This window comes from Cobetia sp. BMC6 (assembly GCF_029991385.1).
GTDB lineage: Bacteria > Pseudomonadota > Gammaproteobacteria > Pseudomonadales > Halomonadaceae > Cobetia.
The window spans coordinates 407,184-432,702 of the sequence record NZ_JAKUMF010000002.1 but is presented as its reverse complement, the minus strand read 5'-3'; the positions used below and the strand labels follow the sequence as shown (position 1 = coordinate 432,702).

The window sequence follows — 25,519 nt, the reverse complement described above, 5'->3', positions numbered from 1 at the left end:
CGCAGAGCCTAGCGCCTGCGACTTATGAAGAAAAATGATATTATTTCAGGCCTGATATTCCACTGGAGAAACTCATGAGCGCGACAGCTCCGCAGACACCCGCAAGGCCGGTTGCCGCCCAGTCTTCAGCCGCGTCTTCGCTGTCTGCGTCTTCGGGCTCAGCACCAGCGGCCACGCCCTTCAACACGCGCATCGACCTCAATCTGCTACAGGTGCTGCAGGTATTGCTGGAAGAGTGCAGCGTGACGCGCGCGGCGGGCCGTCTGCACCTCTCGCAGTCTGCCGTCAGCAAGAGTCTGGCACGCCTGCGCGTGATGTTTGATGACGCCCTTTTCATTCGCGAACGCCATGGTCTGCGCCCCACGGCGCGTGCTCTGTCCTTGCGTGGTGAGCTGGCCGAGCTGCTCTCGCGTCTCGAGAATCTGAGCGCCCCTGCCACCTTCACCCCCGCCACCAGCCAGCGACGCTTTCAGCTGGCGGTGCTGGAAAGCGCCTGGGCGACCCTGATGCCATCCTGCACGAGGGCACTGACCGATGCGCTGCCGCATGGCAGCCTCGAGCTCAGCCGCTGGCAGGCCGATTGCCTGAGCCTGATGGAAAAGGGCCAGCTGGATATCGGGCTTGCCGGACACGATCATAGTGCCGAGACCCCGGGCGAGCCGCCAGCCCTCCCCGCTGGCTTCCAATCACGCCTGCTGTGGCGCGACGACCATGTGATTCTGGTGCGACGTGATCATCCGCTCACGCGGCGCCAGACACCGATGACGCTGAACGAATTCGCGGCATTGAGTCATGTGCAGGCCACCTGCGAGGGGCGCTCACGCTGGTCGCTGGATGAGCGCCTGGAACAGCACGGCGCACCACGCCGCATCAGCGTGCTGGTGCCGGATTTCCGCGATGCCCTGAGCATCGTCGCGCACAGTGAGCTGGTATTCTGTGCACCCAGAAGCTTTGCCCAGGCCAGCAGCGAGCTGCATGGGCTGGCGATCCTTGAGCTACCGATGCGACTGCCCGCGCTCAGCTACCGCTTGATCTGGCATGCCAGCCACGCGCAGGACCCCGGGCACCGCTGGTTGCGACAGTCCCTGCTGACGCACATCCGCAACGCGCATGGGGAAGACGCCGAGGCCGCTGAGCTCTAGAATGGCCCCATTGTGAATTCGCCACCCGCCCTGCGGCACTGGCGTCGATACCCGCACGTCCCATGAGGTTCTGCCATGCGCTCCATCATCCGCCTGTTCTTCCGCACCCTGCGTCTGGTGCTGGCTCCCTTCATGCTGCTCAGCGAGAAGCTGACCCGCGGCAGCGCGCTCGAGCGCAGCCCCGCCCAGCAGGCCGAGGTGGACGCCGAGACGGCCAAGCTGGCGCTGTATCAATTCTCGACCTGCCCGTTCTGCATCAAGGTGCGCAAGCGCATGCATCAGCTGAACCTGAATGTCGAGCAGCGCGACACCCAGCACAATGCCACTCACCGCCAGGCCCTCGAACAGGGTGGCGGCCGCGTCAAGGTGCCGTGCCTGCTGATCACTCATGACGATGGTCGCGAAGAGTGGATATACGAATCCGACACCATCAATGCCTACCTGCAGGAGCGCTTCGGTAGCGCGGCCTGACAATACACAGGCTGATACGACACAGACCGCAAGAGGCCGCTCTCATGAGCGGCCTCTTGCGGTCTGGTGGGCGCGATCACGCGCTTGGGAGCCCCTCGTTTCGCCTCTCATCAGGCCAGCGCCTGCGAGACGGGTGCCCGCTTGCGACGAGTCGCCTGGCGCATCTGATCCAGCGCCCATACCATCGCCAGCGTCAGCGCGACGGCCCCCAGGGTATGCGCCAGCGCCAGATCCAGCGGCAACCACCACAGCACATTGGCGATTCCCAGGCCTGCCTGCACCAGCCAACACCCCAGCGCCCAGCGCCAGGGGTTGTCGTACGCTGTCGTCCGTCCCGGCAAGTGGCGGCGCTGGCGCCAATACAGCGCCAACAGCACCGCCCCCAGTAGCACGGCCCCGCCACGGTGCGCCATATGGATGGCAGTGCGCGCCTCACCATGTAGCTGCCCATGCAGATAGCTGGGGCCGACATCCTGGGTCAGGTGGAAGCCCTCTCCCCAGTCCATCGCCGGCCAGGCGGCACCATTGCAGGACGGGAAACCTTCACAGGCAAGCCCAGCATAATTGCTCGAGGTCCAGCCTCCCAGGGCCAGCTGCCCCAGCAGCAGAGCCGCAGCCAGAGTAGCCAGCCAGGGCTGACGCCGGATGTGCCTTGCATCAGCGTCCGCATTCTGTTGCTCAGCCGTCACCTTGAGGTGCGCCGCCCGCCGTCTAAGTGATAGCCACAGCAACAGCAATAGGCTCAACACGCTCAGGCCGCCCAGCAGATGCAGCGTCACCACCTGCGGCCACAGCTTCAACGTCACGGTAAAGGCCCCGAACGCGCCCTGAACCAACAACATGCCCAACAACAGCCAGCAGCCGGCCATCGGAAAACGAGTGCTTGCCTGCGTGCCCCAGTGATCAGCAGCCTTTGCCTGACCACTGCCACCCTCGAGGACCTGCGTCTGACGCACCTCGCGACGGCGAATCCGCCAGCCCAGCGCGAGCAATGCGATCGCCGCAAGCCCGAGCAGGCTCGCCGCATAGCGATGGATCATCTCCGCCCACGCCTTGTAGCCTTCGAGCGGATGATGCGGGCTGTGCAGACTCGCGGTCCGGGCATCCGGCACGACCAGAGCGCCATAACAACCCGGCCAATCGGGACACCCCAGTCCGGCGTCCACCAGCCGCGTCCAGGCTCCCAACCCGATCACCAGGATTACCAGGCCCAGCATGCTGGCGACCAGATGCTGACTGCTGCGCCACAGGCGTGCCGTTACCCATCGGCTCGCCGCCTGCCGGACGGCAGGGCCATGCACCAGATCAGATGTCAGCTCAGGCGTCCTCATCAAGAAGGCCTGCGTGGCTGAGGCTTCATCCGCGGTGACATGACGCAGAAATGACGGACGGGGCAGCAACGCCGCCCCTCGTTGGCGAACCCGCGAGGCGGCGCAGGCCCGCGGTGGATGGCGCTTCTGTATGGCGAGGCGAGACATGGCATATCTCCCTGGTGAAGCGAAAGAAGATCACTCCCGGCCTGGCTAGGCCCGACCTGGCGAGGTCTGGCTTAGCGAGGCCCGGCCTAGCGAGGCGCGACCGGATTACGCTTGAGCAGCCGGCGCACATCCTTCATCACGGCCTGCGGGGTGATCTCGGGCCCGTAGGCGACCACGACCTGCCCGTGAGGGTCGATCAGGCGCAACTGGTGCGGCGCAGAAGTGGCATCGTTTGGCGACGGCCAGTGCCCGAGCGCCCGTTGCTCGCCCGGCACCTGGGGATGCACAAAGGCCTTTTCAGCCACCACCAGACGGCCCAGGCGCGGCGCCTCCTTGCCAAGTGCGCGATGCAGGCGCCACCAGCGCTCGGCCTGCGCCGCGGCCAGCTGCGGCTGGTTCGGCTCCGGCCAGCTGAGCCAGAAACGCTGCTCATCCGCGCCTCGGGCGGCCAGCGGCGGCATGCCGGGGGCCTCCTTCGCGCCAACAGCGCTGTCAGTCGCGTTTCCTGTGGCGTTTTCAGTGACGTTGTCAGTGGCGTTTTCTGTCACGAGGTAGTCGAGCGACCAGTCCGTAAGCGGCTTGACCTTTGGCAGCAAGGCACCGTTTGCCACCCGCCCCTCGGGGATCCCGACCTGTGCGCTCAGCATGGCCCACGCCAAGGGCAGCGGGGCGGACAACAGCCCCAGCAAGGCCACGAGTTTCAGACGCTGTCGCATCACGTGTGTCATCGCTCTCCTCCTGACGACGGCTTCCCTGCTTGCCCGGGTGTGCGGACAACAGACTCAAGACACAAGCACCGGGCGCTAGGCCTGGCGCTGACGTAGCGCGGAGTGGCGTTGACGGCGCGCACCCAGAATCATGACCACCGCCGCCCCCAGGCTGAGCCCCAGCCACTGCAGCGCATAGGCGTAATGGCGCTCCGGCGTCATGTTGCTCGGCTGCCACCAGGGCAGGAATCGCCCCTCCCCGCTCGTCTGGTGCAGGACACCCGCAAAGGCCGGTGTGCCCAGCGCCTGCCAGGCGCTCAGATCGACCTGCTGCAGACGCTGCCCCTCGCGGTTGGGGCCGAACAGTGGGCCACCGCTGGTGCCCTGACCGTTCAACCACTGCCAGCGACCACTGATCACCCCGGAGCCTGTCGGGGTCGTGAACTCCGGGTCGCTACGCGGGGCCGGCGATGCCACGAAGCCACGCTCCACCAGCCACCAGCGGCCATCCAGCGTTCGGAAGGGCGTGAGCACCGCCACGCCATGGCGCTTGTCCAGCGTGCGGTTGTCCAGCAGCAGGCTGTGTTCCGCGAGCCACTCGCCGCGCAGCTCGATCAGGCTGGCACTGGCGGGCGGTGCCGTCGGCATCACCAGCTCCGGCGCGCTGGCGGTATCCTCCAGATGCTGGGCACGCGCCTGGCCACGCATCACCTGCCAGCTGCACAGGCACAGGCCGAGCACGATCAGGCATCCCCAGAACAGCCACCAGCCGCGTCCGACCTGGTGCTCCTGCGTCGCCGCCGTTGCAGACGCCTGCGCCGCTGTGGATGACACCTGCGCCGCTGGCGCTGACTTGCGCTTGTCTGCCGGATGAGCTCGACTGTCACAAGCGAGTGGCGCGCCCTGCTCGCCCGCCACTGTCTGCGCCCGGGGAGGTGACATGCTGCTCAAATCGCTGATCGCACTGGTCTTTATCGGCATGCTGGCAAGCCTGGTCGCCGGCGCCGGTTTTCTGCTGCGCGATGGCAGCCGCAGTCGACGCCTGCTGACCTCTCTCAAATGGCGGGTTGGCCTGGCAGTGTGTCTGGTGATTCTGCTGGTCATTGGCTTCTCCACCGGAATGCTGGACTGACATCACGCCGCGTGCTGTCAGAACACATAGACGAACAGGAACAGACCGATCCACACCGCATCGACGAAGTGCCAGTACCAGGCAGCCGCTTCGAAGGCGAAGTGACGTTCACTCGAGAAGTGGCCGCGTATCACGCGCACCAGCATCACGATCAGAATCAGGGTGCCGATGGTGACGTGCAGACCATGAAAACCGGTCAGCAGGAAGAAGGTACCGCCATAGACCCCCGCCTGCAGCGTCAGCCCCAGGTGGTGCCAGGCCTCGTAGTATTCGATGCCCTGCAGGGTCAGAAAGCACAGCCCCAGTACCACGGTGCCCGCCAGCCAGTTGCGCGCGGTGCGCCGAAACTCCATCTTCAGCGCTTCATGCGCCACCGTCAGCGTGACGCTGGAACTGACCAGCAACAGCGTGTTGGCCAGCGGCAGCTGCCAGGGCGACAGCAGTTCTCTGGGCCCGGCGATGCTGGCATCCGGCGGCGTCATCAGGGGCCAGCTGGCAGTGAAGTCCGGCCACAGCAGCGCCGTCACTCCCTTGGCGCCCTCACCATCGAGCCAAGGCAGCGCGAAGGTTCGCAGATAGAACAGCGCCCCGAAGAAGGCCGCGAAGAACATCAATTCCGAGAAGATGAACCAGGCCATGCCCCAGCGGAACGAGCGGTCCATCTGATCATCGTAGAGGCCGCCCATCGACTCGCGCACCACATCCCGGAACCAGCCCGCCATCACCAGCACCACGGCCAGCAGACCGATGCCTGACAACCAGGCGGCGCTGCCGTACACCATCCAGATTCCGGTGCCGATCATCATGCCGCCCACCGCCAGCACGCCGAAGATGGGCCAGGCACTATGGGCCGGGACGTAATAGCTGCCACTGCTCATGTTTCACCTCCTGCAGAATGCTCTGCACCATCGTCCCCCGCGGATGACGGCGTCGTGACCGGATAGAGCGTGTAGGCCAGGGTCAGATCACGAATGCCCTCCGGGAGGTCAGGGTCGACCTGAAAGACCAGCGGCAGCTCGCGCCGCTCGCCTGCTGCCAGCGTCTGCTCCTGGAAGCAGAAGCACATGATCTTGCGCAAATGCAGTGAGCCCTCGGCAGGGCTGACACTGGGAACCGCGCGGCCACGCACCGGATGATCGGCGTGATTGGTGAACACGAAGCGCGCGCTGTACTGGCCACCGGGATGGATGCGGAACTGTTCATCCAGCGCCTCGAGTGTCCACGGCAGATCCTGCCCCTGCTGGGTGATGAAGCGCACCGACACCCAGCGTCTCTCGTCGATCTCCATCGCCACTGCGGCCCTGGCCTGACTGGCGGCCTTGCCATTGAGGCCGGTGAGATTGCAGAAGACGTCATAGAGCGGCACCAGCGCGAAGGCGAAGCCCAGCATCGCGACCAGCGCCAGCAGCGTGCGCCGCACGGTACGTGCCACTGCCTGTTGCTGTGCTGCGTGATCGCGTGAGGGCATGTCACTCTCCTGGCCGCTGTCCATCGCTCAGCGGATGATCTGGCCATCGCGGGTCTGCGGAGGAATCTCGAAGGTATGCAGCGGCGCCGGGCTCGGCACGCTCCATTCCAGGTCCACCGCGCCCTCCCAGGCACACGCCGGCGCCCTGACGCCGCCGCGCGCGCACTTGACGATCACGACCAGGAACAGCAGCTGCGAGATACCGAACAGGAAGGCGCCGATGCTGGACAGCATGTTGAAGTCGGCGAATTGCAGCGCGTAATCCGGAATGCGGCGCGGCATACCGGCCAGCCCCGAGAAGTGCATCGGGAAGAAGGTCAGGTTGACGCCGATGACCGAGAGCCAGAAATGCCACTTGGAGAGCCCCTCGTGGGGATAGAAGCCGGTCCACTTGGGCAGCCAGTAGTAGGCTCCGGCGAGAATCGCGAACAGCGCGCCGGGCACCAGCACATAGTGGAAATGCGCCACCACGAAGTAGGTGTCGTGGTACTGGAAATCCGCCGGGGCGATGGCCAGCATCAGGCCCGAGAAGCCGCCGATGGTGAACTGGACGATGAAGGCGATCGCAAACAGCATCGGGGGCTCGAAGCTTAAGGAGCCGCGGAACATGGTGGCGATCCAGTTGAAGACCTTCACGCCGGTAGGCACCGCGATCAGCATCGTCGTGTACATGAAGAACAGCTCCGCCACCAATGGCAGGCCGACGGCGAACATGTGATGCGCCCAGACCAGGAAGGACATGATCGCGATGGAGCCGGTGGCGTAGACCATCGAGGCGTAACCGAACAGCCGCTTGCGCGAGAAGGTCGGCACGATGGCGGACACGATGCCGAAGGCCGGCAGGATCATGATGTAGACCTCGGGATGCCCGAAGAACCAGAACAGATGCTGGAACAGCACCGGGTCGCCGCCACCGGCGGCATTGAAGTAGCTGGTGCCGAAGTTGATGTCGAACAGCATCATGGTGATGGCGCCCGCCAGCACCGGCATCACCGCGATCAGCAGGAAGGCGGTGATCAGCCAGGTCCAGACGAACAGCGGCATGTCCATCAGGCGCATGCCCGGGGCACGCAGATTGAGGATGGTGGCGATGATGTTGATGGCGCCGAGAATCGAGCTGATGCCGGCGATGTGCAGCGAGAAGATGAAGAAGCTGGTCGAAGGCGGCGCATAGGTGGTGGACAGCGGCGCGTAGAAGGTCCAGCCGAAGTTGGGGCCACCGCCCTCCATCAGCAGGGTGGAGAGCAGCAACAGGAAGGCGACCGGCAACAGCCAGAAGCTGAAGTTGTTGAGGCGCGGCAGCGCCATGTCGGGCGCGCCGATCTGCAGCGGAATCATCCAGTTGGCCAGCCCGGTGAAGGCCGGCATGATGGCGCCGAACACCATGATCAACCCATGCATGGTGGTCATCTGGTTGAAGAACTCCGGCTGCACCATCTGCAGGCCGGGCTGGAACAGCTCGGTGCGGATCACCAGCGCCATGATGCCGCCGATGAACAGCATGCTCAGCGAGAAGATCAGATAGAGGGTGCCGATATCCTTGTGATTGGTGGTCAGCAGCCAGCGCAGCATGCCGCGCGGCGCGCTGCCGTGGCCCTCGCCCACATGAGCGCCGCCTGCGGTGGCCCCCTCGCTCTCGCTGGCCTGAAGTACTGCCTTGCGTGGCTGTTCACTGGCCATGACACACCTCCTGAATGCGTCGCTTGCACGCTATTGAGACAGCTGTTCCTTGATGACGGCTGGCTGCACCAGCTCGCCGGTATCGTTGCCCCAGGCGTTGCGCTCATAGGTGATGACAGCCGCCAGCTCGACCGGGCTCAGCACATCGGCGAAGGCCGCCATGGGCGTGCCCGCCTTGCCGTTGACCACGATATCGATGTGCGCCTGCATGTCCTGGGTGACGATGGCACTGCCTACCAGCGAGGGGAACGCCGGCGGCATGCCCTGGCCGTCCGGCTGATGACAGGAGGCGCAGATGGTGGCGTAGGTCTTCTCGCCCTTCTCCATCAGCTCCTCGAGACTCCAGTCACGACCGGCATCGTTGAGCGCGGCCTCGGCTTCGGCCTTGCGCGCGATCAGCCACTCATCGAACTCGTCCTCCGGCAACGCCTCTACGACCACCGGCATGAAGCCATGGTCCTTGCCGCACAGCTCGGTGCACTGGCCACGATAGGTGCCGGGGGTCTCGATACGCGTCCAGGCCTCATTGATGAAGCCGGGGATGGCGTCTTTCTTGACGCCGAAGTCCGGCACCCACCAGGAGTGGATGACATCGGCAGAGGTGGTCAGGAAGCGCACCTTGCGATTGATGGGCAACACCAGCGGGTTGTCGACTTCCAGCAGGTAATGCTCGCCCTTGGCGGCGGTATTGTTGATCTGCTCGCGTGGGGTCGCGAGGCTTGAGGTGAAGGCGACATCCTCGCCCAGATACTCGTACTGCCAGCGCCACTGATGGCCGGTGATCTTCACGTCCAGCGCCGACTCGGAGGCGTCGTACATGTCCTTGAGCGTGGCGGTGGCAGGCACCGCCATCACCACCAGGATCAACAGCGGAATGGCGGTCCACAGAATCTCGATGCGGGTATTTTCATGAAAGCTTGCCGATACCGCGCCACGTGACTTGCGGTGCTTGATCATCGCGTAGCCCATCACGCCGAACACCGCGATGCCGATGACCACACAGATCCAGAAGATGATCATGTGCAGCGAGTGGATCTCGCGGCTGACCGCGGTGACCCCGACCGGCATGTTGTACTCGACTGCCAGCACCGAAGGGGAAAGGCCTGTCAGTGACAAGGTCGTCAGTGACAGGGTCGTCACTGTACGCCGCAAGCGCAGATGCATTGGCCTGGTGACACGGGAAAGGCATTCCGCGATCCATGACATCGGCGCCTCCTTATCATTGTTATCGAGAGCCTCACCCAGATGACGGCGCTGAGCGGCTCCCCGTGCTCCGACTTGCTTCGAGTATAGAAGAGCTTGGCGGAACACAAGGTCGCGTGGATCAACCCACTGATACTCCTTGGTCGCAAGGCAGAGCAAGGCAAAAACGGCTACCCCGCGCGTGATACCGCCTGAGCACAAGGCAATGGAGCGCTTCTGCGTTCAGTCCACGCAGGAAGGCGGCGATTCAGCAATGTCCTGCCGGTTTGCTGGCGACATGTCGGCGCGCGTCGGGGCGACCAATGGCGAAGTTATATGCGCATTTATCGATGTTAGCGTCACGCCGATCTGCACCAGCGTGTTGAGAGCCCTCCGGCACGTGACCAGACACCTGACATACGCCAGCACGCCCTACTCGATCCATCACTACGCCACTCGGAATCTGCCATGAACGCCATCTGGCTTGCCCTGTTCGGTTGCGTTGCCTTCGCCATCGGCTATCGCTTCTATTCCCGCTTTCTGGCCGATCGCATCTTCCGCCTCGACCCGAATTTTGTGACGCCGGCCCATGCGCTGCGCGATGACACCGACTACCTGCCAACCAATCGCTGGGTACTGTGGGGGCACCATTTCACCTCTGTCGCTGGTGCGGCGCCCATCGTCGGGCCGGCCATCGCGGTCTACTGGGGCTGGCTGCCGGCGGTGCTGTGGGTCGTGCTGGGCAGTCTGTTCGCGGCAGGCGTGCATGATTTCGGCACCTTGACGCTGTCGGCGCGACATCGCGGCCAGTCCGTCGGCACCCTGGCGGACAAGCTGATCGGCAAGCGCGCCAAATTGCTGTTCCTGTTCATCATCCTGATCTTGGTCCTGATGCTGAACGCGGTGTTCGCCTGGGTGATCGCCAACCTGTTCATCAACTTCCCGGCCAGCGTGATGTCGGTGCTGATCCAGATTCCGCTGGCGGTATGGATCGGCCATCGCGTCTATCGTCGCGGCGGCAAGATGCTGATTCCCTCACTGCTCGCGCTGATGGTGATGTATGCCGCCGCGCTGCTGGCGGGTCAGTTCGAGTTCCTGCAGATCGACCTGGCGGGTGCCTTCACCACCATGGCCGGTGGCGAGGATGGCACTCTGCTGTTTGGCCTCTCCCCCATCGCCAGCGCCTTCCTGGTGTGGATCATCGCACTCATGGCCTATGTCTATGTCGCCTCGGTGCTGCCGGTCTGGAAGCTGCTGCAGCCACGCGACACCATCAACTCGCACCAGTTGGTGGTCGGGCTGGTACTGTTGTATCTGGGGCTGGCCGTGGGTGGCCCGCAGCTGACGGCGCCGGCCTTCAACGCCGAGGCCGAGATGTCCTTCTACCCGCTGCTGTTCATCACCATCGCCTGCGGCGCCATCTCGGGTTTCCACGGGCTGGTCGCCTCCGGCACCACCTCCAAGCAGCTGTCCCATGAACCGGATGCGCGCCTGATCGGTTACTCCGGCGCGCTGGGCGAAGGCATGCTGGCGCTGATTTCCATCATCGCGGTGGCGACCCTGTTCGCCACCCAGGCCGATTTCAGCGCGACCTATTCAAGCTTCGCTGCCGCCGGTGCCAACGGCCTCTCCAGCTTCGTGCAGGGCTCCGGTCAGTTGATCTCGCATCTCGGCCTGCCCGCCAATGTCGGCAGTACGCTGGTCGCGGTTATCGTGGTCAGCTTCGCGGCCACGACACTGGACTCCGCCGTACGGCTGATGCGCTACATCATCGCGGAACTGGGCAGCGAATACGGCATGCCGGCACTCAGCCACAAGCATGTCGCCACCAGCATCGCCGTCATCGCCAGTGCCGCGCTGGTCATCCTGCCGCAGGGGCCCAAGGGCTTCGGCTCCGGCGGTTACCTGCTGTGGCCACTGTTCGGCACCAGCAACCAGCTGCTGGCGGGCATCTCGCTGATGCTGGTGTCGGTGTGGCTCAAGCGTCAGGGCCGCCCTGTCATCTATACCCTGGCCCCGATGGTCTTCCTGATGATCATGACGCTGTGGGCGATGGTGCAACAGGTGGTGCTGGATTGGTCGGGCATGGGCAGCAACGACCCACAATGGCTGTTGTTCACCTTCGGCAGCCTTATCATGGTGTTTGCGCTGTGGATTCTGCTCGAGGCCAGCCGCAGCCTGACGTCTCCCGCCCGGGTGAGCGCTCATGAGAGCTGATGACGATACCCTGTTGGCGTCATCACCACGCCTGCCGAGTCTGACAAGGCGCCTGCTGACAGGCGCCATTCAGCTGCGGGATGGCTGGGAGGCCATGCTGCGCGTCAACCAGCAGCGCGATCTGGCGCAGCTTGCCCGTGAGGAGGAAGACATCTTCATGATGATGAGCTTCGCGGAGCTGATGGGCATCCCCAATCCGGCGCCGGCCGTCTCGCTGGAGATGCTGCCACTGATGCTGGAACGCATGCATGACTGGCACTTGCGTCAGGGGCTTGAGCATTCACCGCTGGAGGGCATCAAGTGCTGTTGAGCAGGCTCTGGAAACGCGTGGCATCCCGCACGGCGAAAGATACGGCTGTCTGGGCAGGCACTCAGCCGTCAGCGGCTCGCGAGACTTACGAGACTCACACTCCTCAGCCTGGCCGAGCGCCGGGGCAAGCCGGGAAATCGGAGCCCCCCGAGATCTGGTTCTTCGGTGGCAAGGGCGGTGTCGGCAAGACCAGCTGCGCGGCCGCGCAGGCGCTGGCACTGGCGGAGAAAGGCGAAGCGACCCTACTGATATCGACGGACCCCGCGCACAATCTCGGCGATCTGTTCGGTGCTGTCGGTGGCAAGCCCTGCAACATCGCGCTGCGACTCGACGTGATGGAACTGGACCCCGAGCGGGAATGCGAGCGCTACCTGGAGGCGGTCCGCCAGCGGACCGCCCCCCTGGTGAGTGGCGAGCGCAGTGCCACGGTGATGCGCCAGCTCGAACTGTCACGCCACGCTCCCGGCACCAGTGAAGCGGCACTCTTCGATGCGCTGGTCGGGATCATCCTTGCTCCGCCTACCCCACTGACACCGGACAGCTCATCGTATCGACACATCCTGTTCGATACGGCTCCCAGCGGGCATACCATTCGCCTGCTCAGCCTGCCCGAAGTACTGGGCGGCTGGCTGGAGGGCATGCTGGGTCAGCGCAGGCGTGCCGTCGCCGAACGCAGCCTGTGGCTGGACAGTCAGCAGGCGTCAGAGACGCCAGGCGAAGAAGCGCCGGAAGACCCGATCAGCGAGGCGCTGGAGCAACGCCGTACGCGCTACGCAGCATTGCGTGAGCGCTTGAGCGATACCCGCCGGGCGCGCGTGATTCTGGTCAGCACGCCAGAGAAGCTGCCGTGTCTGGAGACAACTCGAACACGAGAGGCGCTGGAAGCTCATGGCCTGGCCGTCGGCGGCTTGATCATCAATCAGTGCCTGCCGGAACCCGCCGCGCAAGAGGCTGGCAAGACTCTCTCAGCGACCCACGAGCCGCAGGCTGACTGGGTCGCGACCTGGCGAGAACAGCAGCAACGCTGGGCCGCCAGACTGGAGGAGGCCTTCGCTGATCGCCCCTGCCTGCGCCTGCTGCGCCAACCACAGCTGCCGGAGGACCGCGCAAGCCTTGCCCCATTGGTGGTGCAATTCACGGCGTTCCGCCCCTGGTCACCCGTCCCTGCCGCGCCCTCTTGCGGTTGCGCTGCTCGCGCCAGATGACTCGAGAGGCTGCCCTACGCTTCATCCCATAGTGCTTCAGATCCTCAGCGCTTCCGCTCTTTCACCCTCCCGCTCTCCGGGCCTCACGCTGATCCGCTGATCCGCTGATCCGCCCTGTGCTGGCAACATGCGTTTGCGCACAGGGCCGGGGAGTTCATCATTCAGACACTTCGATCTGATAACTTATTCAGAATTTGCGCATATTGATGCACCATCACTGTCCTAGCCCCACCTGACTTGCGCACGCCCCCTGTGTGAGGCGAGACATGTGCACGCCTGCGGGCATGGCAAGCGAATTGCATCGTCTTGCATCCCCCTCCATGACGTTCAGAATGCAGCTCACATGGCAACAAACTGTTGCAACAGGGTGCGCAATAACTGCACAAAACAACCATACAGTCGCCTCGCCATTCCGATAGAATAGCGGGCTAAATATCTTCCTCTTCATGACATCGTTGCTTTGACGCGCCGCACCTGCGGTGAGTCACAATGTGGCGATAATGGTGCACTTCAGCCCCTGAATTTCGTAAAGGACGCTCCATGGCCCCGACTTCCCCCAGTCAATCCCGCTTGCAGAGACACCCATTGGCTTTCAATGCCCGACGCCTCGGCCTGCTTCCGGCAAGCCTGCTGCTGGTCGGTGCCCTGCTGGCCGGCTGTAGCGGCGACAAGGAGGAGGCTGGCCAAGGCCCCGCCGCAGGCGCCAGCCAGGCCGCTCAGGTCGATGTCGTCACCGTCACTGCCCAGGATGTACCACTCACCACCGAACTTCCGGGCCGCACGCGTGCCTATCAGATCGCGGAAGTGCGTCCGCAGGTCGGCGGCATCATCGAATCGCGCGACTTCACCGAAGGCAGTGACGTCGAGGAAGGTCAGGTGCTCTATCACATCGATTCGCGCACCTATCGCGCCGATGTCGAGAGCGCCAAGGCGAGCCTGGCGCGTGCCGAGGCCAGCCTCAACACCTCGAGCCTCAAGGCCAAGCGCTTCAAGAACCTCGTCGCGCGCAAGATGGTCAGCCAGCAGGATTACGACGATGCCGTGGCCACCGTCGGCGAAGACCGTGCCGATGTCGCCTCGGCCAAGGCCGCGGTATCCAGCGCGCAGATCAACCTGGATTACACCAAGGTCACCTCACCGATCAGTGGTCGTATCGGCAAGTCCAACGTCACCAAGGGCGCGCTGGTCACGGCCAGCCAGGAAACCAGCCTGGCCACCGTCCAGCAGCTGGACCCCATCTATGTCGATCTGACCCAGTCCGCCACCGAAGTGCTGCGTCTCAAGCGTGAGCTGGGCGAGAATCGCGATGCCGCCACCGCTCCGGTCCAGACGGAAGTCGAGCTGGTGATGGAAGACGGCAGCGTCTACGGCGCCAAGGGCAAGCTGCAGTTCGCGGATGTCACTGTCGACCAGGGGACCGGCATGGTCACGCTGCGCGCACTGTTCCCCAACGAAGATGAGCTGCTGCTGCCGGGCATGTTCGTGCGTGCCCGCCTGACCGAAGCTGTCGCCAAGGATGCCATCCTGATTCCGCAGAAGGCCGTGAGCCGTGACAGCACGGGCCAGGCCAGCGTGATGACAGTCAATGCCGAGAACAAGGTCGAGGCCAAGCAGGTCGTGATCGGTCAGGCCATCGACAATCAGTGGCTGGTGACCAGCGGCCTCGACAGCAATGACAAGGTCATCGTCAGCGGTCTGCAGAAGATCAAGCCGGGTGCCACGGTCGAGATCGCCTCGGATGAGACAGGCACTGACCAGAACGCCGCACCTCAGTCGCGGACTGCTGCCAGCAGCGACTCCTCGGAAAGTGAACAGACCAGGACCGGCGATAGCCAGTAAGCCTGCCCCCGCTTTTCGCGCCACTGTCGCCAGCCAGACGAGAGACGCTTCTCGTGTGACTGGCGACCGTCCCGAACGACGTTCCAGGAGCCTCAAACGTCATGGCCAGATTTTTCATCGATCGCCCTATCTTTGCCTGGGTGCTCGCCATCATCGTGATGCTGGGGGGGATCTTCAGTATCCTCAAGCTACCGATCGAGCAGTACCCCTCGCTGGCCCCTACCAGCATCACCATTCAGGCCACCTACTCCGGTGCCTCTGCCCAGACGGTGGAAGACACGGTGACCCAGGTCATCGAGCAGCAGATGAACGGCATCGACAATCTGCTGTACATGAGCTCGACCTCGGACTCCCAGGGCAACGCCAGCATCGAGCTGAGCTTTGACACCGGCACCGACCCCGACATCGCTCAGGTTCAGGTACAGAACAAGCTGCAGCTGGCCACTCCGCGTCTGCCGCAATCCGTACAGAACCAGGGTGTCTCGGTCACCAAGTCCTCCGGCAGCTTCCTGATGGTCGCGGCCTTCGTCTCTGACGACGGCAGCATGACCAAGCAGCAATTGACCGACTATGTCGCCTCCGACATCCAGGATGAGGTCTCGCGTGTCCAGGGCGTCGGCGAAACACAGCTGTTCGGCGCGCCGGGGGCCATGCGAGTCTGGCTCGACCCGCAAAAGCTCAACAACTTCAAGCTGACCACCAGCGACGTCACCACGGCCATCAGCACGCAGAACAACCAGATTGCCTCGGGCCAGCTGGGCAATCTGCCGGCGGAAGAAGGCCAGCAGCTCAACGCCACCATCGTGGCGCAGACCCTGTTTGAAACCCCGGAGCAGTTCGGCAACATCCTGCTCAAGACCCAGGAAGATGGCTCTCAGGTCTATCTGCGTGACGTCGGCCGCGTCGAGAAAGGCGCCGAGACCTACAGCACCGTCAGCCGCTACAACGGCAAGCCTGCTGCAGGCCTGGGGATCAAGCTGGCCTCGGGCGCCAACGCGCTGGACACCGTCCAGGCCGTCAAGGACCGCCTCGATGAACTGTCCGCCTACTTCCCGCCGGGCATGAGCTTCAAGGTCCCGTACGACACCTCGCCCTTCGTCAAGATTTCCATCGAAGAAGTGGTGATGACACTACTGGAAGCCGTGGCACTGGTCTTCCTGGTGATGCTGCTGTTCCTGCAGAACTTCCGAGCCACCCTGATTCCGACCATCGCGGTACCGGTCGTGCTGCTGGGCACCTTCGGGGTGCTGGAAGTGCTGGGCTTCTCCATCAATACCTTGACGATGTTCGCCATGGTGCTCGCCATCGGGCTATTGGTCGACGATGCGATCGTGGTGGTGGAAAACGTTGAACGCGTCATGCACGAAGAGAAGCTCTCGCCACTGGAAGCGACTCGCAAGTCGATGGGCCAGATCACCGGCGCACTGGTGGGTATCGGCCTGGTGCTGTCATCCGTGTTCATTCCGATGGCCTTCTTCCCCGGCACCACCGGTGCGATCTTCCGTCAGTTCTCGGTGACCATCGTCTCGGCGATGACGCTGTCCGTACTGGTGGCATTGATCCTGACGCCGGCCCTGTGCGCTACCCTGCTCAAGCCGACCAAGGAGAAGACCACCGGCTTCTTCGGCCTCTTCAACCGGGTCTTCGATCGCTCCAACGCGCGTTACCAGAAAGGCGTTGGCGGCATGCTCAAGCGCACCGGTCGCTCGATGCTGGTCTATGCATTGATCGTCGTCGGCTGTGGCGTGGTATTCACGCGCATCTCGACCGGCTTCCTGCCGGATGAGGATCAGGGCTATCTGTTCAACCAGGTCATCCTGCCGGTGGGCTCTACTCAGGAGCAGACGCTCGAGACGCTGGAAAAGGTCGAGCATCACTTCCTGGTCGATCAGGAAGATGCGGTTCAGGAAATGTTCGACGTCGCCGGCTTCAGCTTCGCCGGTCGCGGTCAGAACATGGGCCTGGCTTTCATCAACCTGAAGCCGTGGGATGAGCGCGAGCGCGATTCCTTCAGCGTGGTCAGTGAAGCACAGAGCTACTTCAGCACCTTGAAGGAAGCCCTGGTCTTCGCCATCAACCCGCCGCCGATCATGGAGCTGGGCAACGCCAGCGGCTTCGACATGATGCTGGTCGACCGTGGCGGCATCGGCCACAAGGCATTGACCGACGCGCGCAATCAGCTGCTGGGCATGGCGGGCCAGAATCCGGCCGTGACCGGCCTGCGCCCCAATGGCCTGGAAGACAGCCCGCAGTTCACGCTCAACATCGACGAACTCAAGGCGACGGCGATGGGTGTCTCGCTGTCAGAGGTCTACTCGACGCTTTCCACGGCGTGGGGCTCGACCTACGTCAATGACTTCCTCGACAACGGCCGCACCAAGAAGGTCTATGTGCAGGCGGAAGCCAGTGCCCGCATGCAGCCGGAAGACCTCAAGAAGTGGTACGTACGCAACACCTCCGGCGAGATGGTGCCGCTGAGCGCCTTCATCAACGGCGAGTGGACCTACGGGTCGCCGCAGCTGGAACGCTACAACGGCGTCTCCTCGATGGAACTGCTGGGGCAGGCGGCACCGGGTTATTCCACCGGTGAGGCCATGCAGGCCATGGAAGAGATGGTCAGCCAGCTCAACAATGGCGTCGCGCTGGAATGGACCGGCATCTCGCTGCAGGAATCCCAGAGTGGCGGCATGGCACCGTATCTGTATGCCATCTCGCTGGTCTTCGTCTTCCTGTGTCTGGCCGCGCTGTATGAGAGCTGGAGCATTCCGTTCTCCGTCATGCTGGTGGTACCGCTGGGGGTACTGGGTGCCCTGCTCGCCACCTGGATGCGCGGACTCGACAATGACGTCTACTTCCAGGTCGGCCTGGTGACGACCATCGGGCTTTCGGCCAAGAACGCGATCCTGATCGTCGAATTCGCCAAGGACCTTGAAGTGCAGGGTCGCTCGCTGATCGATGCCACCATGGAAGCGGTGCGCATGCGTCTACGCCCGATCCTGATGACCTCGCTGGCCTTCACCCTGGGTGCCGTACCACTGGCCATCTCGACGGGTGCGGGTGCCGCCAGCCGTCACGCCATCGGCAACGGCGTGATCGGCGGGATGATCTCGGCCACGGTGCTGGCGATCTTCCTGGTGCCGGTCTGCTATGTGGTCGTGCGCCGCCTCTTCGGTGAGCCGAAGGACCTCAAGCGAGCCCACGAAGCGGCCCGCCAGGAGGATGACCTTGTCTGATCCCTGATCACGACAGAAGCCTCATTGCTGTCACATTGCGTGACGGCCCTGCACGCCGCCCTCTCCGGGCGGCGTGCCTGTTTATGGCCTGGCAAGAAAGGCGCGCTCACGCGGCAAGCATTGAGTGCCATCAGCCTTTTGCGGCATCATGCTACTCTCGAACACTGTTTGCCTGTGCAGGCCTGGTGCTTTCACAGCTCCTATATCTTCGCAGATCCGCGTGTGCATGAGGCCAGACCAGCTGACGGCGCATTCCCGAGAGCGCTTCCCCAAGAGCGCAGCCGCAGGCGTGTTCGAGCCGCGGCTGACAAAGCCTCTACGCATGGCCCGAACACGCACGGCACAGCTATACACCACCCGATCCCGCTGGAGCGACATGCCTCGTCCCCTTGCTGCCCTGCGCCGCTACACCCGGCGTACCTTTGAAACCCGTGATCCGCCACAGGTGTTCGCGCCTGTCACATCAGGCGTATCACGGCGGCGAATGCGTGCCTGCGAGTGCTGCGACCTCGTCGTGGCATTGCCGGCGCTCAAGGCCGGCGAGCGCGCCCGCTGCCCGCGTTGCGATCATCTGTTCGCCCAGCGCCACGCCCATGCCGTGCAACGCACACTGGCACTGGCGATGGCGTGCCTGGTGATGCTGGTGCTGACGCTGCCCTTCGAGTTCATCGCCTTTGCCACCAGTGGCATCTCGGCAAGTCTAAGCCTGATCGATACACCAGCCGCCCTGACGGCCGAGTCCTATCCTTCTCTGGCCGTGCTGCTGATCCTGACCATCGTGATGTTGCCGGCGCTCTACCTGCTTGGCGTCATCTACACCCATGCGGCCATCGGGCTGAAACTGCCCTTGCCGGGCATTCGCGGCATTGCGCGCACCCTGAGCCACCTGCGCCCGTGGATGATGGCAGATGTGTTTCTGGTCGGCGTGATGGTGAGCCTGGTCAAGATCGCCGGCATGGCCGATATCAGCTTCGGGCCCTCCTTCTGGGCATTCTGCGCCTTCGCCCTGCTGATGACCAAGACGCTGGCCAGCATCGATGGGGACCGCATGTGGTTCGCGCTGGCGGGCGAGCCAGCCGCCCCCAGCGGCACGCTGCCGGGAATCGGTGCCGCCTTGCAGGGACTGGCCAGTTGCCATAGCTGCGGTCTGATCAACGCCTGCGGCGAACGGGAGTCGCACACCCACTGTCGCCGCTGTGGCGACCCTGTCCATCAGCGCAAGACGCAGAGCCTTCAGCGCACCTGGGCGTGGCTGATCGCGGCGGCGATTCTGTACATCCCCGCCAATGTCTTCCCGATCATGACCACGGTCAGCCTCGGGGAAAACGACCCACAGACGATCGCCGGTGGCATCGTGGTGCTCTGGTCACATGGCGACTGGCCCATCGCGATGGTCATCTTCATCGCCAGCATCCTGGTGCCGGCCTCGAAGATGATCGCCATCGCCTGGTTGTGCATCAGCGCCCAGCGCCCCGAGGTGCAACATGCGCGAGCGCGGGTGACCCTGTACCGCATCACCGAATATATCGGGCGCTGGTCGATGGTCGATGTCTTCGTGGTGGCGCTGCTGGCCGCGTTGATCCAGCTGGGTGCGCTGATGTCGGTGCACCCCGGGCCTGCGGCATTGTCCTTTGCCTGCGTGGTGGTGCTGACGATGCTGTCGGCGTTGAGCTTCGACCCGCGCCTTGTCTGGGACACCGAGACGGAGAAGAAAATGATGGCGAACACGCTGTTCGGTGATCTGCCGCTGACACCGCTGACGGGCTCCGCGTCTCTTGCCTCATCCTCGCAGGCCACGCCTCCGTTCACGACGCCATTCACGACCCCGAATGCCTCCCGCAATCCCCCTTCTGCTGCCGACTCACAGGATGACTTATGAGTGATGATTCTCGCGCACGTCGTGAAAGTCGACGCCGCCTTTCTCCGATCTGGATAGTCCCGATCGTGGCTCTTCTGATCGGCGCCTGGATGGTGTGGCACAACTACGCCAGCCGTGGCCCGCTGATCACGATCGAAATGGAGACGGCGGAAGGCATCGAAGCGGGCAAGACACTGATCAAGACCCGCAACGTCGAAGTCGGCAAGGTCGAATCCGTGCGCCTGTCGGACAACCTCGACAAGACCATCGTCACCGCGCGCATGTCCAAGGACAGCGAGCGCATGCTCAATGCCGACTCGCGGCTCTGGGTCGTGAAACCGCGCATCGGTCGCGAGGGGATCAGTGGCCTCAACACCGTGCTGTCAGGTGCCTATATCCAGCTCCAGCCTGGTGACAGTCGTGATGAGGAGGACTACTTCGTGGCGCTGGAGCAACCGCCGGTGACGACGCAGGACGCCAAGGGGCTGCGTATCGACCTCACCAGCAACGATGGCAGCGTGCTCTCGGACGGCGACCCCGTCACCTACGAAGGCTTCGTGGTCGGGCGCGTGGAATCCAGCGAGTTCCGCCCCAGCGAGAAGGAGATGCACTACACCCTCTACATCGACTCGCCTTACAACGAGCTGGTGACCTCCACCACGCGCTTCTGGTCCACCAGCGGGGTCAGCCTGCGCCTGGATTCCCAGGGCTTGCAGGTCGATGTCGGGTCACTGGAAAGCGTACTGAGCGGTGGCGTCGCCTTCGGCATTCCCGAAGACCTGCCGCGTGGCCGCCCTGTGGTGGAGAACACGTCCTTCACGCTGTATTCCGACCAGGAAGAGGCCCGTGAAGGCAGCTTCCATCAGGCCATCGACTACGTGATCATGGTCGACGATACCGTGCGTGGCCTGTCGCGCGGCGCGCCGGTGGAATACCGCGGCGTACGCCTCGGCACCGTGGTCAGCGTGCCCTATCGCCTGACCCACCAGCGCGTGCGGACGCTGTCGAGCTTCGAGATTCCGGTGCTGATTCGCATCGAACCCGAACGCCTTGAGGGGCAAGTGGATGATGAAGGCGTGGTGCAGTGGAAGAAGCGCCTCGAGCGCCTCTTCAAGCGGGGCATGCGCGCGACGCTGAAATCCGGCAACCTGCTGACCGGCGCGCTGTTCGTCGATCTCGACTTCTATGACAGTCCGCCGCCCTACAAGGCCGATACCTTCGATGATATCGAGGTCATGCCGAGTGTCTCCGGCGGTCTAGCTCAGATGGAAGCCAAGCTCAATGCGCTGCTCGACAAGCTCAATGGCCTGGACATCGAGCCGGTTCTGGGCAATCTCAACAAGACCCTGTCGGCCTCAGAGAGCCTGGTGAAGCGTCTCGACAAGACCGCCGGCCATGTCGATGCCCTGTTGGGTTCCGACGAGGTGCAGAAGCTGCCGAGCGATATCAGCACCAGCATCGACAACCTCAATCGCACCCTGGATGGCCTGACGCCGGATTCTTCCGCCTACCGCAAGCTGGAAGGCGATCTCGAACGACTGGACCGTGTGCTCAAGAAGGCAGAACCGCTGCTCGATACGCTGGAGAAGAATCCCTCCAGCCTGATCTTCGACAAGCCGACCACTCGCGATCCGATTCCAAGGGCCCAATGATGACGACAGCCATGAGTCTCTCGACCCGAACGGCAGCCATGCCACAAGCCTGCAGCGCGTCTGCCTCGCCGCGCACTTCAATGTCGCACAAGGGCCGCTTCGGCGGCCTGGTGGCAGGTCTGTTGATGCTCGGCACACTGGCGGGTTGCACGACCGCCGCCACTGGTGGCGCTTACCTGCTGCCACAAACGACCCAAGCGAGTGCCGCCCAGCGCAGTGTTGCCGCAGATGCCCCCCTGCTGGAAGTGATGCCGGTGCAACTGGCCAGCTACCTGGAAGGCGGCAGTCTGGTCTATCAGACAGACGACATCACGCTGGTACAGGCCAGCCAGAACCTGTGGGCCGATGATCTGCAGGACATGCTGACCCGCCAGCTGCTGACGCAGCTCAAGGCCAGCCCCGCCCAGCCGCTGAGCCAGTACCGTATCGCGGATACCAGCCTGAGCGGCCTCAAGGGCGCACGCCTGAGCGTAAGCCTGGATCGCTTCATCGGCCGCCATGATGGCCAGTCCGTCATCACCGGTCGCTGGCGCCTGCGCGGCGTGGATGGCAGCGTACTGGAGGAAGGCGACATCCAGACGCTGACTCCCCTGACGGATGACGGCTATCCAGCGCTGGTCAATAGTCTGGGCGAAGGCTGGCGTGTGACCGGCGAGCAGTTGGCGCGTGAGATCGCCAAGGCACTGCCCGCCACGGCGGATGCCAGCTGACGACCCGACGGTCTAAGAGAAAAGAGCACGGTAAGATACCCAGAAAGCTGGATGTCCAAAAAGAAGCCCCCCGGCGGATTCCGTCGGGGGGCTTCGTGTCTGGGGGCTATCTGGCCTCAGCCTTGCTGGGGCAGCACCAGCTCACCATCACGGATCTCGAAGCGCTTCACGTCCGGCTTGTCCTCGAGACGCACGGTGCGGGTCTCGTCCCCCATGTCGACCTTGACGTCGTAGCCGACCACCTTGTCTGACGCGTCCTGCACCGTTTCGCAGCGCTGCTCGGTCGTGGTGTAGGTATCGCCCTTCTTCATCTGGCTCTGTATCTGGTTGCCGGCATAACCGCCGCCCACGGCACCCGCGGCTGTCAACACCTTCTTGCCATTGCCACCGCCAAACTGATTGCCCACCACACCGCCGACGATCGCACCGACGGCCGTGCCGACGACATTATGGGTGTCCTTGCTGGGCGCCTGATGCGTCACGGTCTCGTTGTGACAGACCTCGCGCGGAGTGCTCACGGTTTCCGTCACGGCATCCACCGCCACGATATCGGCATATTCAGGGCCTGAGTTGCTGGCCGTATAGCTGCCGATCGCCACTCCACCGCCAATGCCCAGTGCAGCAACGATCGCGCCAATCAGGATGGACTTGTTCATGCGTGTTCTCCTCACCGAATAGTGTTGCAGCCTGGCTCGTCGGCCAGTCAGCCATGCCCCTGGATGACACCTGGGGGGCTTGCCGCTGCGTTCGGAGAGTAATCTAACACTGTTCGATAAACTCGGTAATGTGGCAACTTCACCACCCGGTCGTCGCCATTTCGCAACATCGGACGTGGAAAATCCGGTTTTTACGCTAGATCATGCCTTATATTAGCAATTTCTTTACAAGTAGGCATGCGGCGAGAAAACCCCGCTCACCGCCTTGGCGCTGACTCGGACTATACGAGTCGGACAGAACGAACAGGGCTATGTGAGGGGGACGGAACGAACAGGGCCCAGACCGCAAGTCACTCAGTCCCGCTGATTGGCCGTGATGGACACGGCTTCATCGTTGCAGAACTGCACACGGACATCTTCCCACCAATTCAGCAGACGGCAGGACGTGTCATCGGCGATCGTCTCGCTGATATCACTGGGCTTGCCCAGCAACGAGATGGCCTGAGCCTCGCTCATGCCCTGCACCAGATAGCCATCATCCAGCGCTGAACGGATGCGGTACTGACGCTGACTCTCCTCACGTGCAGCCAGGGCACGCTCCTTCTCACGCGCCAGGCGCTGTGCGGCCGGGTCTTCGCCTGAAGTCTCTTCTACCACGTCAGCGGCGGGCACCACCGTCAGCGAATCATCCAGCGTGACGGGGGCATCGCCCTGCTGACAAGGCTGCTGCTGCCAGGTGGGCACCCCCGCCTGCATACAACGAAAGATGCTGTTGCTGGCCTTGGCGGCAGGCGGCAGAGAGGGCGTCGCCGGGTCGGCAATCACTTGCGCCCGGGGCGCCTGACCGTCACTCGAAGACGCTGCAGCATTCGACGACTCCTCCGCCTGAACCGCCGCAAGCGGCATACCGCTTATCAACGCCGTCACCAGCAGTCCCCGCAAGAGCCGGCGCGACACCCGGCGTGAAACGCTGCCACAGGAATCCATCATCAACTTGTTTCTCCGCTTGGTGAGAGCGTGGATCACTCACGGATATCACGCCCAATGAGGTGAAATGGCAAAGCCATCAGCCTTGCGTCAGCGCTTCCACTGATAGACCTCATCGGCGGCCTGCACATCGTCATGGTGACTGTCATCAGGACGGCTGGAGGTCGAGTCCGCTTCGCCTGCCCCATCGCCCGGAGTGTCCAGTGGCGGCATGTCAGGCATGGCCAGCCTGTCGAGGTTGTGGCCGTGGTCGGGGCGGTAGTCATGATCAGACGACTCGACCTGATCGAGACTGGCTGCGCCGTGATCGGACGCATCCCAGGCGGTGACCACCCGATCGCGCCCTTCGCGCTTGGCGCGGTACATGGCCTGATCGGCACGCTGCAGCAGATCCGGCAACAGTGATTCCGCGCAAGCGGCCGGTCCGCCCTGGGCCACCCCGATACTGATGGTGACCCGCAGCAGCTGGCCGTTGCTCAGCGTGAAGGCACGACTGTTGATCGAGAGCAGCAAGCGTTCGGCTGCGTGCTCGAGCCCTTCTCTGTCCTCCGTCGGACACAGGGCCACGAACTCCTCTCCCCCCTGGCGGCACAACTGATCACTGCCGCGCAGGTGGTGACGCAGCCGTTGCGTCAGCTCTATCAGCACCTCATCACCAATCGCATGCCCTTGGGTATCATTGATGGCCTTGAAGTGATCGACATCGATCATCAGCACTCCCAGACCACCACGACTCAGCAGACGCGGCCCCTCTTCCAGCAAGGCAAAACGAGACAGCGCCCCCGTCAACTGGTCGTGGCGCAAGTCACGGCGGTAGCGCTTCTCGCGCTGCTCAGCTTCCCACCCGATCTGCACGGCCACCACCGCGATGAAGGTGACGGAAATCACCAGATTGACGATGCTGGCCAACGACATGAACTCGTAAGAGACGATATAGACCGGGCTGGTGAGGTATTGGGCACCGATATAGAACAGCAGCAGGACACCACTGAACAATAGCCGTTGAATGCGTGACAGGGACGCGATACAGATGAAGAAGATGGCGACGATATGGAAATACTCGAAGCCTCCCTCGGCGCCGAACTGGTATTCCCACCATGCCGCCTTGGCTGACATCGGCACCACCAGCAACAGCAACGCGGAATTCATGTGCCCCTTGCGGTGGAACATGATGGCCAAGACATTGAGCAGGACGCCGATGACATTGATCACCACCGGCTGCGGATAAGGCTGCAGGCCCAGCAGAGCGAAATAGCCCAGCTGGCAGCCGAGCGCACTGATATAGATCCACATGAACAACTGATAAAGCACGAGGTGCCGCTCAGCCAGCCCCGCTGGAGCTGGCCATCGCCACTTCATGTTTACCGTGCGCAATACACCCTGCCGACTTCCCGGTTTGCGACGGCGATCTGCTTTCGCCATGATTCCTTCCTCATTTACGGCACTTCCCGTGTGCCTCCGCTGCGCGCTACCTGATGATTTTACCTGCCTATTCTATCTCACGCTGCTGTATGAAACGTGACGGTCACATTCATTGCGCACCCCTCAAGGCATGCAGCGCAGTCAGGCATGTGATCCACGTGTACCAGACG

The 25,519-nt window shown here is 63.3% G+C and carries 21 protein-coding genes; 11 read left to right on the top strand and 10 right to left on the bottom strand.

All coding sequences use genetic code 11. The features are described 5' to 3' along the window. Window positions 1–74: 74 nt before the first annotated feature. Both MKZ40_RS06080 and MKZ40_RS06075 read left to right on the top strand, forming a co-directional pair. Complete coding sequence (locus MKZ40_RS06080; protein WP_175088143.1) at window positions 75–1,142, top strand: LysR family transcriptional regulator; 1,068 nt, start codon at window positions 75–77, stop codon at window positions 1,140–1,142. Window positions 1,143–1,217: 75 nt separating this feature from the next. Next, on the top strand, window positions 1,218–1,613 hold the full coding sequence (locus tag MKZ40_RS06075; protein WP_175088144.1) for a glutathione S-transferase N-terminal domain-containing protein: 396 nt from the start codon (window positions 1,218–1,220) through the stop codon (window positions 1,611–1,613). A gap of 110 nt (window positions 1,614–1,723) precedes the next feature. Here the strand turns inward: MKZ40_RS06075 and MKZ40_RS06070 are convergent, their stop codons facing one another. From MKZ40_RS06070 to MKZ40_RS06060, 3 genes are all read right to left on the bottom strand, one after another. Beyond that, window positions 1,724–3,091, bottom strand: coding sequence for a COX15/CtaA family protein (locus MKZ40_RS06070; protein WP_348994689.1), 1,368 nt, complete (start codon window positions 3,089–3,091; stop codon window positions 1,724–1,726). An 86-nt stretch (window positions 3,092–3,177) separates the two neighbouring features. Continuing rightward, window positions 3,178–3,819 (bottom strand): hypothetical protein, encoded by a 642-nt coding sequence (locus tag MKZ40_RS06065; protein ID WP_175088145.1) that lies wholly within the window; start codon window positions 3,817–3,819, stop codon window positions 3,178–3,180. 75 nt (window positions 3,820–3,894) lie between these two features. Continuing rightward, a complete protein-coding gene (locus tag MKZ40_RS06060) occupies window positions 3,895–4,740 on the bottom strand; it encodes an SURF1 family protein (protein WP_175088146.1) in 846 nt (281 codons plus the stop codon). On the opposite strand from MKZ40_RS06060, the gene MKZ40_RS06055 reads away from it, so the two are divergent. Next, window positions 4,739–4,930: a DUF2909 domain-containing protein gene (locus tag MKZ40_RS06055; protein ID WP_043337068.1), complete on the top strand. Its 192-nt coding sequence runs from the start codon at window positions 4,739–4,741 to the stop codon at window positions 4,928–4,930. The two genes, MKZ40_RS06060 and MKZ40_RS06055, sit on opposite strands and share 2 nt — an antisense overlap. 17 nt (window positions 4,931–4,947) lie before the next feature. Here MKZ40_RS06055 and MKZ40_RS06050 read toward each other — a convergent pair whose 3' ends face one another. Genes MKZ40_RS06050 through coxB form a run of 4 tightly spaced genes read right to left on the bottom strand, consistent with a single transcriptional unit; the run spans window position 4,948 to window position 9,284 of the window. Then, the gene (locus MKZ40_RS06050; RefSeq protein WP_175088147.1) at window positions 4,948–5,808 is read right to left on the bottom strand and encodes a cytochrome c oxidase subunit 3; all 861 of its coding nucleotides are present in this window, start codon (window positions 5,806–5,808) and stop codon (window positions 4,948–4,950) included. Continuing rightward, on the bottom strand, window positions 5,805–6,398 hold the full coding sequence (locus MKZ40_RS06045; RefSeq protein ID WP_175088148.1) for a cytochrome c oxidase assembly protein: 594 nt from the start codon (window positions 6,396–6,398) through the stop codon (window positions 5,805–5,807). The genes MKZ40_RS06050 and MKZ40_RS06045 overlap by 4 nt, the downstream gene beginning before the upstream one ends. 27 nt (window positions 6,399–6,425) lie before the next feature. Further along, entirely contained in the window at window positions 6,426–8,078 is a 1,653-nt protein-coding gene (gene ctaD / locus MKZ40_RS06040; RefSeq protein ID WP_175088149.1) for a cytochrome c oxidase subunit I, read from the bottom strand. A 30-nt stretch (window positions 8,079–8,108) separates the two neighbouring features. Beyond that, on the bottom strand, window positions 8,109–9,284 hold the full coding sequence (coxB, locus tag MKZ40_RS06035; RefSeq protein ID WP_254626936.1) for a cytochrome c oxidase subunit II: 1,176 nt from the start codon (window positions 9,282–9,284) through the stop codon (window positions 8,109–8,111). A gap of 444 nt (window positions 9,285–9,728) precedes the next feature. Between coxB and MKZ40_RS06030 the strand changes: the two genes are divergently transcribed. The 8 genes from MKZ40_RS06030 (at window position 9,729) to MKZ40_RS05995 (ending at window position 22,284) form a co-directional block, all read left to right on the top strand. Continuing rightward, entirely contained in the window at window positions 9,729–11,477 is a 1,749-nt protein-coding gene (locus tag MKZ40_RS06030) for a carbon starvation protein A (protein ID WP_175088150.1), read from the top strand. Further along, window positions 11,467–11,787, top strand: a complete 321-nt coding sequence (locus MKZ40_RS06025) for a cory-CC-star protein (RefSeq protein ID WP_217485768.1) — start codon at window positions 11,467–11,469, stop codon at window positions 11,785–11,787. The genes MKZ40_RS06030 and MKZ40_RS06025 overlap by 11 nt, the downstream gene beginning before the upstream one ends. Before the next feature lie 17 nt (window positions 11,788–11,804). Further along, window positions 11,805–12,992 (top strand): TRC40/GET3/ArsA family transport-energizing ATPase, encoded by a 1,188-nt coding sequence (locus MKZ40_RS06020; RefSeq protein WP_175088151.1) that lies wholly within the window; start codon window positions 11,805–11,807, stop codon window positions 12,990–12,992. A 540-nt stretch (window positions 12,993–13,532) separates the two neighbouring features. Then, the gene (locus tag MKZ40_RS06015) at window positions 13,533–14,831 is read left to right on the top strand and encodes an efflux RND transporter periplasmic adaptor subunit (RefSeq protein WP_175088152.1); all 1,299 of its coding nucleotides are present in this window, start codon (window positions 13,533–13,535) and stop codon (window positions 14,829–14,831) included. A gap of 101 nt (window positions 14,832–14,932) precedes the next feature. After that, a complete protein-coding gene (locus MKZ40_RS06010; RefSeq protein ID WP_175088153.1) occupies window positions 14,933–18,064 on the top strand; it encodes an efflux RND transporter permease subunit in 3,132 nt (1,043 codons plus the stop codon). A gap of 376 nt (window positions 18,065–18,440) precedes the next feature. Further along, a complete protein-coding gene (locus MKZ40_RS06005; RefSeq protein WP_175088154.1) occupies window positions 18,441–19,943 on the top strand; it encodes a paraquat-inducible protein A in 1,503 nt (500 codons plus the stop codon). 65 nt (window positions 19,944–20,008) lie between these two features. Beyond that, complete coding sequence (pqiB, locus tag MKZ40_RS06000) at window positions 20,009–21,574, top strand: intermembrane transport protein PqiB (protein WP_348994688.1); 1,566 nt, start codon at window positions 20,009–20,011, stop codon at window positions 21,572–21,574. Window positions 21,575–21,585: 11 nt separating this feature from the next. Then, window positions 21,586–22,284 (top strand): ABC-type transport auxiliary lipoprotein family protein, encoded by a 699-nt coding sequence (locus MKZ40_RS05995; protein ID WP_175088156.1) that lies wholly within the window; start codon window positions 21,586–21,588, stop codon window positions 22,282–22,284. A gap of 116 nt (window positions 22,285–22,400) precedes the next feature. Here MKZ40_RS05995 and MKZ40_RS05990 read toward each other — a convergent pair whose 3' ends face one another. From MKZ40_RS05990 to MKZ40_RS05980, 3 genes are all read right to left on the bottom strand, one after another. Then, the gene (locus tag MKZ40_RS05990; protein WP_175088157.1) at window positions 22,401–22,940 is read right to left on the bottom strand and encodes a glycine zipper 2TM domain-containing protein; all 540 of its coding nucleotides are present in this window, start codon (window positions 22,938–22,940) and stop codon (window positions 22,401–22,403) included. 354 nt (window positions 22,941–23,294) lie between these two features. Next, entirely contained in the window at window positions 23,295–23,930 is a 636-nt protein-coding gene (locus MKZ40_RS05985) for a hypothetical protein (RefSeq protein ID WP_282627810.1), read from the bottom strand. A gap of 87 nt (window positions 23,931–24,017) precedes the next feature. Next, window positions 24,018–25,220: a GGDEF domain-containing protein gene (locus tag MKZ40_RS05980; RefSeq protein WP_175088159.1), complete on the bottom strand. Its 1,203-nt coding sequence runs from the start codon at window positions 25,218–25,220 to the stop codon at window positions 24,018–24,020. Window positions 25,221–25,519 lie beyond the last annotated feature (299 nt).

Coding starts and splice junctions, on each gene's coding strand:
- MKZ40_RS06075 (WP_175088144.1), top strand. CDS start 1,218: ATGCGCTCCATCATCCGCCTGTTCTTCCGCACCCTGCGTCTGGTGCTG.
- MKZ40_RS06045 (WP_175088148.1), bottom strand. CDS start 6,398: ATGCCCTCACGCGATCACGCAGCACAGCAACAGGCAGTGGCACGTACC.
- ctaD (WP_175088149.1), bottom strand. CDS start 8,078: ATGGCCAGTGAACAGCCACGCAAGGCAGTACTTCAGGCCAGCGAGAGC.
- MKZ40_RS06030 (WP_175088150.1), top strand. CDS start 9,729: ATGAACGCCATCTGGCTTGCCCTGTTCGGTTGCGTTGCCTTCGCCATC.
- MKZ40_RS06010 (WP_175088153.1), top strand. CDS start 14,933: ATGGCCAGATTTTTCATCGATCGCCCTATCTTTGCCTGGGTGCTCGCC.
- MKZ40_RS06055 (WP_043337068.1), top strand. CDS start 4,739: ATGCTGCTCAAATCGCTGATCGCACTGGTCTTTATCGGCATGCTGGCA.
- coxB (WP_254626936.1), bottom strand. CDS start 9,284: ATGTCATGGATCGCGGAATGCCTTTCCCGTGTCACCAGGCCAATGCAT.
- MKZ40_RS06070 (WP_348994689.1), bottom strand. CDS start 3,091: ATGTCTCGCCTCGCCATACAGAAGCGCCATCCACCGCGGGCCTGCGCC.
- MKZ40_RS06025 (WP_217485768.1), top strand. CDS start 11,467: ATGAGAGCTGATGACGATACCCTGTTGGCGTCATCACCACGCCTGCCG.
- MKZ40_RS06050 (WP_175088147.1), bottom strand. CDS start 5,808: ATGAGCAGTGGCAGCTATTACGTCCCGGCCCATAGTGCCTGGCCCATC.
- MKZ40_RS06065 (WP_175088145.1), bottom strand. CDS start 3,819: ATGACACACGTGATGCGACAGCGTCTGAAACTCGTGGCCTTGCTGGGG.
- MKZ40_RS05995 (WP_175088156.1), top strand. CDS start 21,586: ATGAGTCTCTCGACCCGAACGGCAGCCATGCCACAAGCCTGCAGCGCG.
- MKZ40_RS05980 (WP_175088159.1), bottom strand. CDS start 25,220: ATGTGGATCTATATCAGTGCGCTCGGCTGCCAGCTGGGCTATTTCGCT.
- MKZ40_RS06080 (WP_175088143.1), top strand. CDS start 75: ATGAGCGCGACAGCTCCGCAGACACCCGCAAGGCCGGTTGCCGCCCAG.
- MKZ40_RS05990 (WP_175088157.1), bottom strand. CDS start 22,940: ATGAACAAGTCCATCCTGATTGGCGCGATCGTTGCTGCACTGGGCATT.
- MKZ40_RS06015 (WP_175088152.1), top strand. CDS start 13,533: ATGGCCCCGACTTCCCCCAGTCAATCCCGCTTGCAGAGACACCCATTG.
- MKZ40_RS06005 (WP_175088154.1), top strand. CDS start 18,441: ATGCCTCGTCCCCTTGCTGCCCTGCGCCGCTACACCCGGCGTACCTTT.
- MKZ40_RS05985 (WP_282627810.1), bottom strand. CDS start 23,930: ATGATGGATTCCTGTGGCAGCGTTTCACGCCGGGTGTCGCGCCGGCTC.
- MKZ40_RS06060 (WP_175088146.1), bottom strand. CDS start 4,740: ATGTCACCTCCCCGGGCGCAGACAGTGGCGGGCGAGCAGGGCGCGCCA.